Here is a 15745-nt window from a genome sequence, read left to right on the forward strand (position 1 = left end):
CGGAGGTCAGATCGGCTGGAAGCCGCTGCCGACGCCCTTGCCGGCGTCGACGGCGGCGCGGACGGTGTCGAAGGCTACGGCGATGACCGGTGTGTGGACCGGGTTGTCGGCGTTGGTGCAGCTGAAGTGGATGACGCGGGTGTCGCTGATCAAGGGAGCGGAGACCATGCCGACCAGTTGGTCGCCGCTGGTGACGGGGCCGCCGGAGTCGCCGTAGCTGGAGCAGGCCTGTTCGAGGAAGCCCACGGGGCTGGTGGCCAAGACGACGCCGCAGGCGTGGCCACTGGTGCGGCCGTTCTGGCAGACGATGCTCAGCGCCGGTGGTGCGGGGGCGACGGCGGTGATGGTGCTGCCGTTGACGGCGCGCAGCGGGGTGACCACGGACGGATCGAATTCGATGACGGCATAGTCGAGTTGCTCGTCGGCGTCCCGGACCACGCCGACCACGCCGGCATCGGGGAACTGCTCACCGCGCACCGGAGTCCCCGCCTCGGCGCAGTGCCCGGCGGTGAAGCCGACCAGTCGCCCGGCGGCGTCGTAGCCGATGGTGGTCAGGCTGCATTTGGTGGCGCGGCCCAGGACCAGACCGGACCCGCCGCCGAGCGCGGCTTGCGTGTCGCCGGGATCGGCGTGGGCGGCGGGTGCGGCGGACAGCCCCAGCGTCACGCCCACCGCGACGGGTGCGATCCAACGGTTCACCTGCATGCCTACCACCTATCCGACTCGACGCGTACGGCTTCCGGCTTTCGCTACACGGTAGCCTCCGGGATCAGCGCAGCCAGATCGGACGCTGTGCGGCGAATGGATCGGACTGGACGTGCGGAGCATCGGACCAGATCATGGTCTCGCGCCGGTCGAGAGTGTAGCGGGGCCAGCCGCCACCCGGGTCCGCGTTGCTGACGAACGACACCCACGCCCGGTGCACGGCATCGGCCAGCGATTGCGGCGGATTGGCGCCCGCCACCGCGGTCACGCCCGGCACCCCCAGTAGGTCGAAGGCGAACGGCACGTCGAGGCAGTGGAACGACATGCCCTGGTACTTGGGCGCATTCGAGGCCCACGTGAACTCGTAGAGCCAGGTCGGCTGGTTGCGCCCGGCCCGCATCTCCGCCACCCGGTAGGACGGCATGCGGATGACGGCGTCGCTCTGCGCCTGTCCCGCAAGCTGATTCGCGTTCATCCCCGGGTAGGCGAGGCCGAACGCGGCGGTGGTGGCGGCGCCGAAACCGAGCGCGCCCAGCGCCGCCGGCAGCGTGGCGTCGGTGACCGGCGGCTGTTCGCCGCTGAGCGAGGCGCCGTTGAACTCCTGCGCGGTGAAGCCGATCATGAGCGGAATATCCTGGTCCGCACCGGATTTCAGGACCTCGGCGCTGGTCGCGGGGATCAGCGTGCCGTCCGCCCAGGGGGCCAGGCCGAGCAGGGTGGCGGCGGTGCTGTCCGGACCGGGTGCGCGCAGCCTGTCCTCCATGTCCTGCAACTGCACCTTGCTGACGTCGCGCAGCGCGGCGGCGGTGGCGGGCATGCCGGTGCGCTTGGTGAACAGCTCGGACATGGCCAGCGCGGTGGCGCGATCATTGGGTTGCGTGACCGCGCCGGACTCCGAAATGCCCGCGCGGAACAGGCCTTTCGCGGACGGGGTGTTCATCAGCGCCCACACCGCGCCGCCGCCGGCCGACTGGCCCGCGATGGTCACCCGGGCCGGGTCGCCGCCGAACGCGCCGATATTGTCGCGGACCCAGGTGAGCGCCGCGATCCAGTCCAGGACCCCGCGATTGTCGGGAGCGTCGTCCAGATGCAGGAAGCCCTCGATGCCGAGCCGATAGCCGGCCGACACCAGTACCACGCCGTCGCGATTGAAGGCCGCGCCGTCGTACCACGGGCTGGCGGGGCTGCCCGCCACGAAGCCGCCGCCGTGAATCCACACCAGCACCGGCAGTTTCGCGGTCCGGTCCGGGTTCGGGGTGAAGACGTTCACGGTGAGGATGCCGTCGCCAGGGATGGAGGGTTCCGGGATGGCGGTCACCTCCGACAGCTGTTTGATCTGCGCGGTGGGACCGTACTTCGTGCAGTCGCGGGTCTCCACCCAGGGAACCGGGCTCTTGGGCGCGGCGAAGCGCAGATCGCCGATCGGCGGCTGGGCGAAGGGGATGCCGAGGAAGGCGACGCCGGTGTCGCGGCGCTCGCCACGGACGGGCCCGGAGGTGGTGGTGACGGTGTCGGTCACGCGTGTCCGGTCCGATCCGGATTTCCCGCTCGAGCAGGCCGCGGTCAAGGCCAATACCCATCCCCCGAGCAGGAGGGTCCGTCGTCCGATCTGTTCCGCGGCCATGCCAACCCCTGATCCATATTTACGTCAATACTTGAAATAATTAACCGACACCCTAGTCTCAACCCCGTGGATCCCGCACCCCCGCCCACCGACGCCGCCGCCATCCGCCGCCGCAATCTGGGCCTGGTCCTGCGTCACCTCGCCGACCACGGTCCCTGCCCCCGCACCGAGGTGGCCGCCGCCACCGGACTCGCCCACGGTTCCGTCACCGCCCTCGTCGCCGATCTCACCGACCGCGGCCTGCTCCGCGAGGACGACGTCCTCCGCTCCGGCACCCGCGGCCGGCCCGGCCGGCCGCTCCGCCTCGAACCGCGCCGCGCCGCGGTGGCCGCGATCCAGATCTCCTCCGAGCATCTCGGTGTCGCCGTCTCCGATCTCGCGGGCGGCGTCGTGCACCGCGAGGTCGTGCCGCACGACCTGGCCCCCGGAACGCCCGAGGCCATGGCGGACGCCGTCGCCGCCGTCGCCGCCCGCATCGAGACGTCCTTACCCGGATTCGCCGCCGCCGAAACGGATTCGGGCCCGCACACCGCGCCGGTGCTCGCCCGGGTCGTGATCGCCATGGCCGGACCCGTGCGCGACGACGCGGCGCAAACCGTCGTGCTGGCACCGGATTTCGGTTGGCTGGAACCTGTGCGCCTGGGTGCTCTGGTGGCCGCCCGGCTGCCCGCGCCTGTCGTCGCGATCGACGTGGTCAATGACGCGAATGCGGCCGCGCTGGCCGAATTCCATGCTCTGCAGCACGATTCGCGCGGCGTGGTTCTGATCGAGGCCGGCACCGGGATCGGCGGCGGCGTCGTCCTCGACGGCCGCATCCACACCGGCAGCCACGGCATTGCCGGTGAACCCGGGCACATCCCGGTCGCCATGGACGGCCCCGCCTGCGTCTGCGGCGCCCGCGGCTGCCTGGTCTGCTTCGCGGGCCCGGAGGCGGTGTTCGAGGCCGCCGGACTCGGGGAACTGCTGCGTCACAAGGGTTCGCAGGCCGCCCAGGCCGAACTGTTGGCCCTGCTGAGCCGGGCCGATACCCGCGCGCTGGCCGCGCTCGACGCCGCGGCCCGGGCCCTCAGTACCGCGATCCTGTCCATCACAGCACTCCTCGACGCCGACGAAGTGGTCCTGGGCGGCCTGCTGAGCGACTGGTTCCGCTGGCTGATCCCGGCCATCGAGTCCCGCCTCGCCGGTCGCCGGGCCCTCGCGCCCGCCCTGGCCCTGCGGGTCACCCCGACGGCCCTCGGCGAGAACGGGATTCTCACCGGCGCCCTCGGCTTCGCCCGCCGCGCAGTCCTTTCCGACCCCGCGGTGGTGCCGCCGCTACCGGCGGCGGCCCGGGCGGGCGCCTGATCAGGCGGGAGCGGTCCCGAGCATCAGCCCGACCAGCACCACGCTGGTCGCGGCGGCGATCGAGCCGGTCGCCCAGCGGCTGAAATGCCGGTTGCCGGTGCGGATATTGGTGACGGTCAGCGCCCGGAACTCCCCGAACCGGTTCTCGTGGCCGTCCGCGAACGCGGGATCCCCCAGATGCAGGTCGGTGCCGAACAGCGGCAGGAAATGCAGAACCCAGTGGGCCCCCGCATCATCGGTGATACCGACCCGCATCCCGAGGTACCGGCGTACCGGCGCGCAGCGCCCGGCCAGCCGGGCCAGCGGGCCGATCCGGGGCCGGGCCGCCAGATGAACGAGCAGGGCGGTGACGGCCACCCCTCCCGCCGTCACCGCCATCGCCGCCCGCGAAAGCGGGAGCATTCCCTCGCCGACCAGCGCCACCGCGGTACCCACGAACCACAAGGGTTGCAGCGCAGGCATTTCCATCGGTCGCGGCGGCGAGGTGATGGTGCCGATCAAACTGGACCTCCGATACCCGGCTGTCGGCAGCGGCACCGCCGCGACCTGCCCGAGCGGCCGCCTGCAGCCCCGGCAGGCGCCGGCATCGTGCGCATTGGTCCAGCCGCAGCGCGAACATCGGAGGGTGGAATCGGTGGTCATGGAGATCTCCTCCCCGGGATCTCGAAAGGTGGTGCCGGTCAGCGGATTCGCTGATCAGCTGTGGACCGGGGCGGCCGGGTGCGGCGGCGCCGGTGTGAATTCGGTGTGCAGGTCTCGCTGTGCGGACCGAACCCACAGCAGCACAACGACTTCGCGCAGGGTGAGGTCCAGCTCGGCGGCCAGCAGCTCGGCCACCGACAGCGCCTGATCGGGATCGTCCGGACTCGGATCGCTCAGGATCTCGTCGAGTACCAGGCCGCGGCAGGCCGCTTCCTGGGTGAGCAATCGGTCCGGGAGCCAGGTGAGCACCCAGCTGTCGGTGGAAGGTGTTGTGCGAACGGCCATCTCGGGCGTCTTGTCGCTGCGGACGGTCCAGGGCGTGAATTCGAGGGCCATGAGGTCGGGAACCTCCTCGAAGAGTGGTTGTAGCACCAAGGATACTGGAGTGCTTCGATGGCACATAGCCAGAAGAATTGCTCAAGGCAGATACTGAAAAAGCAACGGTTGCTTAGAAATAAGCGTATCGGCGTACAAGTATCCCGGATATCGTAGATATCAAGCGGTTTGGGTGCTGCCGCGCTGAGTGTTGCCGTATTCCAATCACAGATCTGCGGCCCAGCTGATATCCGCCATGGTCGTTTCGCCCGTTTAGCCTGACCTGTAAAAGAATCGGCAGACTCGTGCTAGATCTGCGATGGCGAAGATGACACATCGTGCTTAGGATGGGCTTCGCGTGACACGTCTGAGCAATGCGGATCATGATGGGAGACGAGCATGTCTGGCTCGGCCTCGGACGGCGAGCAGATCGGCGCGGCAGTCAAGCGACTCCGCCGGCAACGCAATCTCACCCAGGAGGCGCTGGCCGATCGGGTCGGCTGCTCGCGCAGTCTGATTCAACAGATCGAGAACGGCAGACGCGTTCCACCCCGCCCCCAGCGCGAAAAGCTGAGTGCGGCCCTGGGCGAACGCCTGCCCGGCCTCGACGACGAGACCGAGGCCGAGCGTGTCATCAGCGACCTGCGCATCCGCTTCGAGATCCTCTCGACCGAGAAGCCCGACCTGGCCGCCCGCGTCCTCGCGCTCGCTCAGAGTCTGTCCAACCTCGACGACATGGGTGAGCAGCTCGTGCCGCTCCGGGAGATCGCCGAGCGCCAGCTGGTCCGGGCCGAGGAGGTGTTGGTGCAGATTCCCTCGGGCAGTGTCGTTGTGCCGGAATGGAATACGGTCCTGGACTGGCTGACGGTGCTGGATCGCGCCCAGCAGCGGATCTGCGCGATCCACACCGCCGAACTGGGCGCGATCGGCGGCGACGTCGGCGTCGAATACCACCGGGCGATCCTCGCCAAGGCCCGAGCCGGTGTTTCGGTGCAGCGTGTCTATGTGCTCGACGACGTTGTGAACGTGACGCCCTATGAGGACAAGCTCTGGCAACAGGTCAAGGCGAACGTGGAAACCACCCTGGTGAACCGGGAGTTCGCTCCCAACGCACAGGGCATGCTCATCGTCGACGACAGTTACGTGCTGGCGGGCGACTATGACTTCCGCCGCCGCGAGCGTGACTCCAGCCGGTTCTCGTCACTCTGGCACGATGTCCAGACCGCCCACCGCAAGTTCAAGCACCTCCGCGATCTCAGGGCGGACGGAATGGCGCTCGTCGTCAACGATCTCGTGGAACGGACGGGACTCATTCGGTTCGAGCACCTGGACCAGGAGGACTGCCGCGACCGTTTCCGTGCGGCCCTGCGTCAGGCGTGGAGCGACGAGCAGCCCGGATCTGAAGGCGCGCCCAGATGAGCCGAGGGTTCGCGGTGTCGCCGCCGCTGGACCCGGTCGACGTGGCGGACCGTTCCGACCAGCGCAAGCATCTCGCGCGGAACTACCTCGACAGCGAGAGCCGATTCGCCGGGACGAACGGCCGGATCTATCGCGGGATCATCGACGCGTATCACGGTGAAACCGGGCTGCCCATGGACCGTAACGCCACGGCGGCCCTGAATTCCGCATGGGCCGAGGTGATGGCCGGTCATGGCGCGGCGGGCGGCGGAAATCTCACCGGCGGCCGGGACGGGTCGCCCTACGCCAAGAAGCAGCCGGCGGTCCTGCGCCGGTTGGCCGCCGAGCGGCTGTTCGCGCGGATATCGCAACCGATCGACGGAATGCCGGGAGTCGATATCGATCCCGGCGAGGTGATCGTCAGCCCCTACTCGAGCACCGTCCTGCTGGAGGAGGCGATCGCCACGCTGGCTCGGCCCGGTGGCGTCCTGGTCTGCCCGGAGGGCTACTACAAGAGCGTGGCCGGGCACATCGCCAAGTTCGGCATGCGGATGGCGACCAGCAGTGTGACCGCAGGTAACGACTTCCGGATCGACCCGGTATCGCTCGAGCGAACCCTGAAACACCATGCGGCGCAGGGAGATCTGTGCGGCGTCTTGCTGACCCTGCCCGGCAACCCGGTGGTCGCCGACTACACCGTCGAGCAGCTGGTCGAGATCGGCCGGGTACTCGTCGCCGCCGATGTGCCGGTGATCTGCGATATGTCGTTCGACCTACTGGTCGAGGGGCACATCCCGATTGCGTCGATCGTCGTCCCGACGGCCGATGGTCCGGTCCGCCTGTATGACCGGGTCCTCAGCATCACCGGTAATTCCAAGGCGTTCAATGCCTTCGGGCCGTGCAAGCTGGGTGCGGCCTGTTCGGGAGACCAGCAGTGGCTGGCCCGGGTACGCGAGCGACTGCGTGTCGCCTTCCAGCGTGAGACCACGCATCTGGCCCGTGCCACGATCGAGGGCACCTCGGACGGCTACCTGATCCGGAACCGCGTGCTGCTGCGGGAGCGGATGGATTCCGCGCGTCGGCTGGTGGCCGGGATCAATGCCGGATTCGGCACCGAACTACTGCGGCCGCTGGGCAGCCGGGACGGCATGTTCCTCACGATCGAATTCGATGCCGGGGTGATGTCGGCGGCGGCGGTGCGATCCAGCGCGGACCTGGAGGACCTGCTGCTGATGGCGGCCGGTATCGACTGCGTGGCGCTGGACCGCACCGGATCGCATCGAATGGGCGTGCGGCTCAATGTGACAACGCCCCGGCGCGCCACCGGTGAGGTGGGTCCGGACCTGGTCGTCGAGTTGTTCGACCGCATCGAGCGGCTGCTCCAGCGGATCGACGCCGGCATGACGTATTCCGGCGCCTTGCTGGAACGACGGATTCCGGCTCGGTCCCCCCGTGTCTCCACCGTCGGCGTGCTGCGCGAAACCGCCGCCCACGAATTGCGTGTCGCCTCCACGCCGGATGATGTGACGGCGCTGGTCCGCAGCGGGCTGAAGGTGGTGGTGGAGCAGGATGCCGGGCGGTGGGCCCGGTTCGACGACGCCGACTATCGGGCCGCCGGCGCCTCGGTGGTGCCGGGACCCGAGTGTGTCTTCGCCGTCGCCGACCTGGTCGCCTGGGTGAAACCGCCTGCCTACGATCTGGATACGATGCCGACCCGGACCGGGCAACTTCTACTCGGATTCCAGGATCCGGTGAAACGCCGCCGGTCCATTCACCGGCTGAGTCAATACGGGGTGGAGTCGGTGGGCTTCGAGCACATGCCACCGGATCTCGAAACGGCTCACCTCGATCCGCTGACCGCCATGAGCCGGATCGCCGGTGAGGTGGCCTACCGCGAGGGGCGTGAGCGCCTACGCGAGCAGGATCCGGATTGTGTAGTGCGCGCGCTGATCATCGGCTGTGGGCAGGCCGGGCTCGCCGCCATCGACGCCGCGGTTCGCTGTGGTGATGCGTCGCCGGCCGCCATCGGTCGCCGAGCCGAGCAGCGCGCCGCCGCGTCGGCCCGGGGCGCGAATCGTTTTCTCCTCGATCCCGATCCGGACCGGGTCGCGGACTACATCCGTTCCGTCCGTCCGAATCTGGTGGTGTGCGCGGCCGGACGGCGCGGGGCGGCCGCGCCGGTGCTGCTGGACCGGTCGGGTCTGGCGGCCTTGCCGAACGGCGCGGTGGTGGTCGATCTGACGGCCAAGTCGGGTGGCAACTGCGTGGTGACCCGCGTGGACGGCACGGTGACGCTGGCCAACAACGTCACCGTGATACATCGCTCGAACTTCCCGTCCGTGCGTCCGGATGTCGCGAGTCGTGCGTACGGTGCGGCCGCGGCCACCGCGATCCTGGGGTACAGCGCGACCCCGGGGTCAGATGGAAGGGATGTCGTCCCAAGCCTTTTCGATGGCGGTGCGGAACAGGGTGCGGCAATCGCCGGTGTCGAGATGAGCGAACTGTGACAGCGGCGGGGTCGCGATCAGTGCATTGATGCCGATGGCTCGGCCGCGCCGGTGCAGCGCTTCGAGCCGGTCGAAACGATCCAGCTGAAAGTTGATGTCGGGCTGCAGAGCCGAGAACCGGGTCGCCAGGCGGCCCTCGCGGAAGTTGTCGTATTCACCGGAGACGGTGAATTTCTCGTCCACCACCAGCAGGCCCTGGGCATTGGGCGCGTGCTCGCGCTTGACCACCAGGTTCGTGATTCCGGCGCGGGCCAGCCGCCACAGGCGATCGTCGTAGGGCCACAGGTCCGCGATCGAGTCGATGACATAGATCCGGCGCATATCGAGGGTGGCCGCCCCGGTCCGGGCCGCGAGCCGGAGCATCGCGGTGTGGTATTCGTCGCCCGCCTCCCCGCCGATCGCCGCGAATCCGGCGACATGCACCATCCGAACCGATCTGGTCGCCTGCTCGAGCACCGTGCACCAGTCGGTGACGGTGTTCCATTCCGGTACCCGTGCGATACGCGAAGGCACCTGCGCCAGAATGCTTTCCGCGCGTTCCAGCTGCCGGCGGGCAATGGCCTGGAGGGCGGTCACCTCCGGACCGGCGGCAGCGGCCTCGACGAGACGCTGGGCGATGCGCAGGGCGTGTTCGGCCACCGCGGGATCCTGGCCCAGCAGCACGTTGAATCGCATGCGCAGGGTGTCGGGTACCTGGTCGGCGGTCCCGGCCACGGAGCCCATCCGTCCGGTGGCGGGCAGGGCGACACCGAGGACGGCGCTCAGTCTCTCGCGCAGGGACAGCTGCGGGACGCGGGTGCCCTGTTCGATCTGCTGGATCAGGCTGCGTGAGCATTTGGCCTTGTCGGCCAGGGTTTTCTGGGTGAGGCCCCGTTCCTTGCGCAGCCTGCGGATCATGTCGCCGATCGGTTCGCCGATCGGATACGCGCGCGTCATGCCGGGCCCCCTGCGCCGACCCCGATGCCCAGGGCGTGTCACGAAAGCTTAGTTCGTGGCCATGCCGGTGGCCAGCGATCCGATGATTCGCGGCCGCGCCTGCGACATGTCCGTTGTTCGCGGCAAAGAGCAAGGGCCAGTGGGCAGTTCGATGGACGACACCGAGCCGGACTCGCAGACTTTCGGCATCGCACCGGAATTCGAGACAGCGAGGACGATATGACCCTGCAGGTGACCGATCGGTCCATCACCAGCGACGTCACCCCTGAGATCGCGTACCACATCCCCGATCCGGGTGGCGGGAACTGGGTGCTGACCTGGCTGCCCGGACGTCTGTTGACGCGCGAGCAGGCCCTCGAGGGGATGCGGCTGGACGAGTTGCTCAGCGATCCGCTGGTGGACGGCACGGCGGCCCTGCGGTCCGCCGCGGAACGCGCGGCGGCGCTGGGGCTCGACCTCCCCGAGGTGGTGGTCAGGCTGGCCACGCGGATCGCGGAGCGGGATCGGTGGCGCGCCGCCCGGCCGCCCCACCGGCGAGCACACGGACCGCGCTGCGCGAAATGGATGGTGCCGCACCGGGTTCTGATCGGCTGCCTGTCGCTGTCCGCGGTGCCGGCACGCACGCTGTACGCGGTGGCGACCCTGCCCTCGCTGTCATTGGTGGTGGCGGCACTGGTGACCGCGCGGGTGACCGGCAACGGGTGGTCGGTCACCGGCGTCTCGGTGGCGACGTCGGCGCTGATCGGCGCGCTGACGCTGGCGGGCAGTCATTGAGGCGGCGTGGATCGGTCAGTCGCCGCTGAACGTCATGCCGGTGAACCGGGTCCAGCACTGCCGGAGATAGAACTCCATGTCGATGGACGGGTCGATGAGCCAGCGCGATTGCAGGCCGTCGGCCAGGGCCATGAACGCGGTGGCCATCACCTCGGCGTCGACGGACTCGGGGATGCCGCCCGCCCGCTGCATGCCGCGGATGAGCTCGGCGAAGCCGGCGGTGCCGAGTTCGTAGTGCAGGCGCATGTACTCGTGGGCGGGATGGTTCGGATCGGCGGCGGCCGCCTGCATGTGGGTGAACAGCTCGATGAGGCCGGGCACCTGGGTATTACGGCGAATGAGCTGGATGAGCGCCTCGGGCGTGGGGTCGCCCATGGCGGCCACGTCGATCTCGTCGCGTTTGCGCAGGACCGCGACGAACAGCTCCTCCTTGGAGCCGAAGTAGTGCAGCAGCCCGCTCTGGCTCAGGCCGACCGCCTCGGCCAGCTCGGCCACCGAGGTGGCCAGGAATCCGCGCTCGGCAATGGTGTGCAGCGCGGCCTCCAGGATCTGCTCCCGCCGTTCGATGCCTTTCCCGTAGGGGCCTCGTTTCGCCATCGGTCGAGTTTAAGCGGACTCTGAGAGTTGCTTGTCCACCAAAACCGAGCGCTGTACGGTTTTGCCCATGCGATTCCGCCGCCGCAACCTCGCCCTGGTCGTCCTGGCTGCCTCCGCCGCCCTCACCGTGAGTGCGGCCCCGGCCTTCGCCCGGCCGGAACCGCCCGCCAGGATCGCGCCGCTCGGCCCGGACTTCCTGTGGGGCGTGGCGGCCTCGGGATTCCAGTCCGAAGGGCATGCGCCGGACAGCAATTGGTCCCGCTACGCCGCCTCCGGGAAAACCGATGACCCGTACGGGGATTCGATCGACTTCGCCGACCGCTACGAGTCCGATATCCAGCTGGCGAGGCAGCTGGGCGTGAAGGTGTACCGGATCGGCATCGAATGGGCGCGGGTGCAGCCCCGGCCGGGCGTGTGGGACGAGGACGGACTTCGCTTCTACGACAGGGTGATCGGGGCCATCGAGGCGGCGGGCATGCGGCCCATGCTGACCCTCGACCACTGGGTGTACCCGGGCTGGGAGGCGGATCGGGGCGGCTGGAATCGGCCGGGGATGGTCGACGACTGGCTGGCCAACGCGCGCACCATCGTGGACCGCTACGCGGCGGGCAATCCGCTCTGGGTCACGTTCAACGAGCCGGCCATGTACATGATCAACGAGGTCCGGATGGGCTCGCTGCCGGTGACCGCGGTGCCGATAATGCAGGACCGGATCGCGCAGGCGCACAACGCCATCTACGACTACATCCACCAGGTCCAGCCGGACGCGCTGGTCACCAGCAATGTCGCCTACCTCCCGTCGGCGGAGGACGCGGTGAACGGCCCGCTCATCGGCAAGATCGCCGCCAAGCTGGACTACATCGGAATCGACTACTACTACGGCCTGTCCCCGGACGCTCTGCGTTCGGCGAACATCAGCCAGCTCTGGCACAACCCGCTGCAGGCCGACGGCATCTACTATGCGCTGGAACACTATTCGCACGCCTTCCCGGGTAAGCCGCTCTATATCGTCGAGAACGGCATGCCCACGGAGAACGGCAGGCCGCGCGACGACGGGTACACCCGGGCGGACGACCTGCGCGACACCGTCTACTGGGTACAGCGCGCCAAGGCCGACGGCATGAACGTGATCGGCTACAACTACTGGAGCCTCACCGACAACTACGAATGGGGTTCCTACACACCGCGATTCGGCCTCTACACGGTGGACGTCCTGACCGACCCCACCCTCACCCGCCGCCCCACCGACGCGGTCCCGGCCTACACCGAGATCACCCGCGCGGGCGGCGTCCCCGCCGACTACCGCCCGACCCGCGAGCCCAAGACCTGCTCGCTGGTCGACGCCCCCGCCAGCTGCACCGATCCGGTGACGCTGCCCCGCTGACCACCCGGCGGCTCGCCGGATCGGCCGTGCGACACCGTGTCAGGTGCTTCCCCCTGACCGACCCGAACCGCGCATCGGGTGTCGACCCATCGGTCCGATCCGGCGATGCACCGCATGCCGCCCGCTGACCCGGACATCGGTGTCAGCGGGCGGTTTTCGGGTTCAGCGCAGTGCGGGAACGACCTCGCGCTCGAAGAGCTCCAGGCCGGAGGTGTCGTAGGCGGTCTCCGGGAAGTAGTGGATGGAGTAGCCCAGCCCGAGATCCTTGACGCGCGAGAGCCGTTCGACGATCTGCTCGGGGGTGCCGACGGCGGGGGAGTCACGGAACATATCCTTCACGTGCTGGGCCGCGCCCTCGGCTCCGACGAAGGGGGTCAGGCGGGCCTCCAGCTGGGACAGGCGGTCCTGCACCTCGGCCTCGGTCGCGCCGACCAGGGTATTGAAGTTGGAGCTCCGGGTGATGGCGTCGAATTCCGTTCCGACCGCGGCACAGTGGGCGCGCAGCAGGTCCGACTTCTGGGTGAAGGTCTCCGGATCGCCCGCGAAATTGGTGTACTGGGCGTACTTCGCCGCGATGCGGAGCGTCACCTTCTCGCCGCCGCCCGCGATCCAGATCGGAATTCCGCCCTCCTGCAGGGGAAGCGGGCGCACAATCGCGCCGTCGACCTGGTAGTGCTTGCCGTCGAGAGTGGCCTTGCCGGTGGTCCACGCCTGCTTGAAGATCTGCACGCCCTCGTCCAGGCGGCCCAATCGCACACCGGCGGAGGGGAATCCGTAACCGTAGGCGCGCCATTCGTGCTCGTACCAGCCGCCGCCGATGCCCATTTCCACCCGGCCGCCCGAGATGAGATCCACGGTGGCGGCGACCTTGGCCAGGTAGGCGGGGTCCCGGTAGCTCATGGCGGTGCACATCTGGCCCAGCCGGATGCGCGTGGTGCTGGCCGCCAGCGCGGACATGAGCGACCACGCCTCGTGGGTGGCCTCCTCGGTGGGGACCGGCACGGTGTGGAAGTGGTCGTACACCCACAGTGACTCCCAGACGTCCCCCGAATCCGCGCGCTGCGCCAGGTCCCGCATCACTCCCCACTGTGCGGCGGGATCGATGCCGACCAGGTCGAGCCGCCAGCCCTGCGGGATGAAGATGCCGAAACGCACTAGATGTCTCCTCTGTTCGAATCCGGTGTGGCCACCTCGACCGGGCCGAGCACCTTGCGCAATGCCGTTGCCACGGTCTCGAGTTCGGCCGGGTCCAGTCTGCCCCCGAAGCGCTGCTCGATGCCGGTCAGATAGTGCGGCGCGGCCTCACGGAAGCGGTGGCGGCCCGCATCGGTAATGCTCACGAACGCCGAGCGGCCGTCGTCCGGATTGGATTCACGCCGAACCAAACCGTGCGACTCCATCTCGGTCACCAGGCGGCTGACCCGGGTGCGGCTCAGCACCACCCGCTCACCCAGGTCGCTCATTCGGAGCCGGTGTGGCCCATCGAGTTCCAGCAGCACGTCGTACCAGCTCAGTGGCAGTCCGGTGGCGCGGCGCAGGGCCGCGTCGAGCTCGGGCACGAGTTTCGCGTGGACCTGCAGCAGGGCGGCCCAGGCGTGGACGGCCGGATGGGATCGGGAGGCGGACACCGGCCCATCATAACCAGTTGCGTGCGCGCGCACGTAAGTAGTAGCGTGCGCACGCACATAATTTTCGGAAAGGAACTCCCATGACCGCACTCATCACACGCGACGAACTCGTGCAGGAGATCGAGGCCGGTTCGGTCATCGTGCTCGACGCCCTCGGCGGCGAGTACTACGCCAAGGCCCACCTCCCCGGCGCGCTCGCGCTGGTCGAGGCCGAGGTGGAAAGCCGCGCGCCGCACCTGCTTCCGGATCGCGACGCGGCCATCGTCACCTATTGCTCCAACGCCGCCTGCCCCAACAGCCAGAACGTGGCCACACGGCTGGAGCGGCTGGGCTACACCAATGTCCGCAAGTACCGCGACGGTATTGAGGATTGGACCGAGGCGGGTCTGCCCGTCGAAAGCTGATCGCACGCACCGGAACTCGGCCGCCCCCGTCGCGATACGCGGCGGGGAAGCGGCGCATTGTCCCAGACGCGCTACGATGCCCCGGTTAGTTCGATCTCCGACGGAGGGGGCTCACCGGTGAGCACGATCCAACTGACCACACCTGACGGCACCATCGACGCCTATATCGCCACTCCGGCCGGACCCGGGCCCTGGCCCGGTGTCGTGGTGGTGCACGACATGGTGGGTGTCAACGACGACATGCGGACCATCGCCGGCCGCCTGTCCGGCAACGGGTATCTCGCCATCGTCCCGAATCTTTTCGCGCGCGGCCGGGTTCGGTGCGTGCCGAGCGTGATCCGGGAACTGCTGTCCAATGGGAACGGCACCACCGTCCACGACATCCTCAGCGCCCGCGCCCATCTCATCGCCGATCCGAACTGCACCGGCCGGGTGGCCGTGGTCGGCTTCTGCCTGGGCGGCGGGTTCGCACTCCTGGCCGCCACCAAGGGTTTCGACGCCGCGGCGCCGTTCTATCCCTCCGGCCGCGGCAACTACGAGGACATCCTGCGCGGTTCCTGCCCCATCGTCGCCAGCTACGGCGCCCTCGACCCCGCCAATCCCGGCCGCGGCCCGAAACTCGAACGCGTCCTGACCGACTACGGCATCGACCACGATGTGAAGACCTACCCCGGCGTCACCCACGCCTTCGCCAACCTCACCCCCGCCGAACCGGTCATCCGGGTCGCGGGCCTCGGCTACAACGAAGAGGCCACCGAGGACGCCTGGAATCGCATCTTCGCCTTCTTCGAGACTCACCTGCGCTGAGCCCGGTCCGGCTCCGGGTGCTCAGTCCCTGACGGTGATCGACAGGCGCGGGCGGGTGGGGTTGTCGGGGGAGACGCGTTCCCAGACGGCGTCGAGCATCGGGGCCAGCAGGAGTTCGCCGAATTGGCGGATCAGGACGGCGACAATCTGGGCGGATTCGGGCTTGTCGGTGGAGGCCAGGCCGGCCTCCCGCAAGCCGGTGACCTCGCTGCGGGTCAGGTCCACGAGCGCGTCCAGCAGGTGGATGCGGGTTTCCGAGGGTTCCAGCAGCGAGCGGCGGATGTAGTTCACGACGGCCGGGTTGTCGTGCAGCATCCGGCGGACCGCTTCGTCGCGGGCCGACGCGACTTCGGCGTGCGTGCCGGTGGGGGGAATCGAAGCGACGGTCTGGGCGAAGTAGTCGACGACCAGCTTGTCGACCGCGTCGCGCAGGCCGTCCTTGGTCTTGAAATGGTGCTGGACGAGCCCGAGAGTGACGCCGGCCTCGGCGGCCACCGCGCGCAGCGAGACCCGGGAGTCGCCGTACTGGGCGAACAGGTCCATGGCGGCATTGCGGATACGGGCCTTGGCGGTCAGGTCGTCATTGGTGGCTCGTGGATTCAGCATCGCCCCTCAACTCG

Annotated in this window: 17 protein-coding genes; 8 read left to right on the top strand and 9 right to left on the bottom strand. The window is 68.8% G+C overall.

Going from position 1 to position 15745, the window contains the following annotated elements:
• Positions 1 to 6 precede the first annotated feature (6 nt).
• Both ACFXIV_RS17660 and ACFXIV_RS17665 read right to left on the bottom strand, forming a co-directional pair.
• Positions 7 to 705 carry a hypothetical protein gene (locus tag ACFXIV_RS17660; protein ID WP_379400570.1) on the bottom strand — a complete coding sequence of 233 codons (699 nt, stop codon included), beginning with the start codon at positions 703 to 705 and terminating at the stop codon, positions 7 to 9.
• 64 nt (positions 706 to 769) lie between these two features.
• Positions 770 to 2224 carry a carboxylesterase/lipase family protein gene (locus ACFXIV_RS17665; RefSeq protein ID WP_379421289.1) on the bottom strand — a complete coding sequence of 485 codons (1455 nt, stop codon included), beginning with the start codon at positions 2222 to 2224 and terminating at the stop codon, positions 770 to 772.
• 171 nt (positions 2225 to 2395) lie between these two features.
• On the opposite strand from ACFXIV_RS17665, the gene ACFXIV_RS17670 reads away from it, so the two are divergent.
• Entirely contained in the window at positions 2396 to 3673 is a 1278-nt protein-coding gene (locus tag ACFXIV_RS17670) for an ROK family transcriptional regulator (RefSeq protein WP_379400568.1), read from the top strand.
• Here the strand turns inward: ACFXIV_RS17670 and ACFXIV_RS17675 are convergent, their stop codons facing one another.
• Complete coding sequence (locus ACFXIV_RS17675) at positions 3674 to 4315, bottom strand: hypothetical protein (RefSeq protein ID WP_379400567.1); 642 nt, start codon at positions 4313 to 4315, stop codon at positions 3674 to 3676.
• A gap of 54 nt (positions 4316 to 4369) precedes the next feature.
• Positions 4370 to 4747, bottom strand: coding sequence for a hypothetical protein (locus tag ACFXIV_RS17680; protein ID WP_379400566.1), 378 nt, complete (start codon positions 4745 to 4747; stop codon positions 4370 to 4372).
• Between the two features lie 342 nt (positions 4748 to 5089).
• Here ACFXIV_RS17680 and ACFXIV_RS17685 point away from each other — a divergent pair, with 342 nt between their 5' ends.
• Positions 5090 to 6109, top strand: a complete 1020-nt coding sequence (locus tag ACFXIV_RS17685; RefSeq protein WP_379400565.1) for a helix-turn-helix domain-containing protein — start codon at positions 5090 to 5092, stop codon at positions 6107 to 6109.
• Positions 6106 to 8595 carry an aminotransferase class I/II-fold pyridoxal phosphate-dependent enzyme gene (locus tag ACFXIV_RS17690; protein ID WP_379400564.1) on the top strand — a complete coding sequence of 830 codons (2490 nt, stop codon included), beginning with the start codon at positions 6106 to 6108 and terminating at the stop codon, positions 8593 to 8595. Before ACFXIV_RS17685 ends, ACFXIV_RS17690 begins: the two co-directional genes overlap by 4 nt.
• Here the strand turns inward: ACFXIV_RS17690 and ACFXIV_RS17695 are convergent.
• Positions 8506 to 9531 carry a multiprotein-bridging factor 1 family protein gene (locus tag ACFXIV_RS17695; protein WP_379400563.1) on the bottom strand — a complete coding sequence of 342 codons (1026 nt, stop codon included), beginning with the start codon at positions 9529 to 9531 and terminating at the stop codon, positions 8506 to 8508. The two genes, ACFXIV_RS17690 and ACFXIV_RS17695, sit on opposite strands and share 90 nt — an antisense overlap.
• Before the next feature lie 55 nt (positions 9532 to 9586).
• On the opposite strand from ACFXIV_RS17695, the gene ACFXIV_RS17700 reads away from it, so the two are divergent.
• Positions 9587 to 9754: a hypothetical protein gene (locus tag ACFXIV_RS17700; RefSeq protein WP_379400562.1), complete on the top strand. Its 168-nt coding sequence runs from the start codon at positions 9587 to 9589 to the stop codon at positions 9752 to 9754.
• Positions 9751 to 10305, top strand: coding sequence for a hypothetical protein (locus tag ACFXIV_RS17705; RefSeq protein ID WP_379400561.1), 555 nt, complete (start codon positions 9751 to 9753; stop codon positions 10303 to 10305). Before ACFXIV_RS17700 ends, ACFXIV_RS17705 begins: the two co-directional genes overlap by 4 nt.
• 15 nt (positions 10306 to 10320) lie before the next feature.
• Here ACFXIV_RS17705 and ACFXIV_RS17710 read toward each other — a convergent pair whose 3' ends face one another.
• Positions 10321 to 10902: a TetR/AcrR family transcriptional regulator gene (locus tag ACFXIV_RS17710; RefSeq protein ID WP_379400560.1), complete on the bottom strand. Its 582-nt coding sequence runs from the start codon at positions 10900 to 10902 to the stop codon at positions 10321 to 10323.
• A gap of 67 nt (positions 10903 to 10969) precedes the next feature.
• Here ACFXIV_RS17710 and ACFXIV_RS17715 point away from each other — a divergent pair, with 67 nt between their 5' ends.
• On the top strand, positions 10970 to 12286 hold the full coding sequence (locus ACFXIV_RS17715; RefSeq protein WP_379400559.1) for a family 1 glycosylhydrolase: 1317 nt from the start codon (positions 10970 to 10972) through the stop codon (positions 12284 to 12286).
• Between the two features lie 162 nt (positions 12287 to 12448).
• Here ACFXIV_RS17715 and ACFXIV_RS17720 read toward each other — a convergent pair whose 3' ends face one another.
• Both ACFXIV_RS17720 and ACFXIV_RS17725 read right to left on the bottom strand, forming a co-directional pair.
• Positions 12449 to 13441: an LLM class F420-dependent oxidoreductase gene (locus tag ACFXIV_RS17720; RefSeq protein WP_379400558.1), complete on the bottom strand. Its 993-nt coding sequence runs from the start codon at positions 13439 to 13441 to the stop codon at positions 12449 to 12451.
• A complete protein-coding gene (locus ACFXIV_RS17725; RefSeq protein ID WP_379400557.1) occupies positions 13441 to 13914 on the bottom strand; it encodes a MarR family winged helix-turn-helix transcriptional regulator in 474 nt (157 codons plus the stop codon). The genes ACFXIV_RS17720 and ACFXIV_RS17725 overlap by 1 nt, the downstream gene beginning before the upstream one ends.
• Before the next feature lie 80 nt (positions 13915 to 13994).
• On the opposite strand from ACFXIV_RS17725, the gene ACFXIV_RS17730 reads away from it, so the two are divergent.
• Together ACFXIV_RS17730 and ACFXIV_RS17735 are read left to right on the top strand one after the other, a co-directional pair.
• Complete coding sequence (locus ACFXIV_RS17730) at positions 13995 to 14318, top strand: rhodanese-like domain-containing protein (RefSeq protein WP_379400556.1); 324 nt, start codon at positions 13995 to 13997, stop codon at positions 14316 to 14318.
• 117 nt (positions 14319 to 14435) lie between these two features.
• A complete protein-coding gene (locus tag ACFXIV_RS17735) occupies positions 14436 to 15125 on the top strand; it encodes a dienelactone hydrolase family protein (protein WP_379400555.1) in 690 nt (229 codons plus the stop codon).
• Between the two features lie 21 nt (positions 15126 to 15146).
• Here the strand turns inward: ACFXIV_RS17735 and ACFXIV_RS17740 are convergent, their stop codons facing one another.
• Positions 15147 to 15731, bottom strand: coding sequence for a TetR/AcrR family transcriptional regulator (locus ACFXIV_RS17740; protein ID WP_379400554.1), 585 nt, complete (start codon positions 15729 to 15731; stop codon positions 15147 to 15149).
• Between the last annotated feature and the right edge of the window lie 14 nt (positions 15732 to 15745).

The sequence above is a fragment of the Nocardia sp. NPDC059236 genome, assembly GCF_042754085.1.
Classification (GTDB): domain Bacteria; phylum Actinomycetota; class Actinomycetes; order Mycobacteriales; family Mycobacteriaceae; genus Nocardia.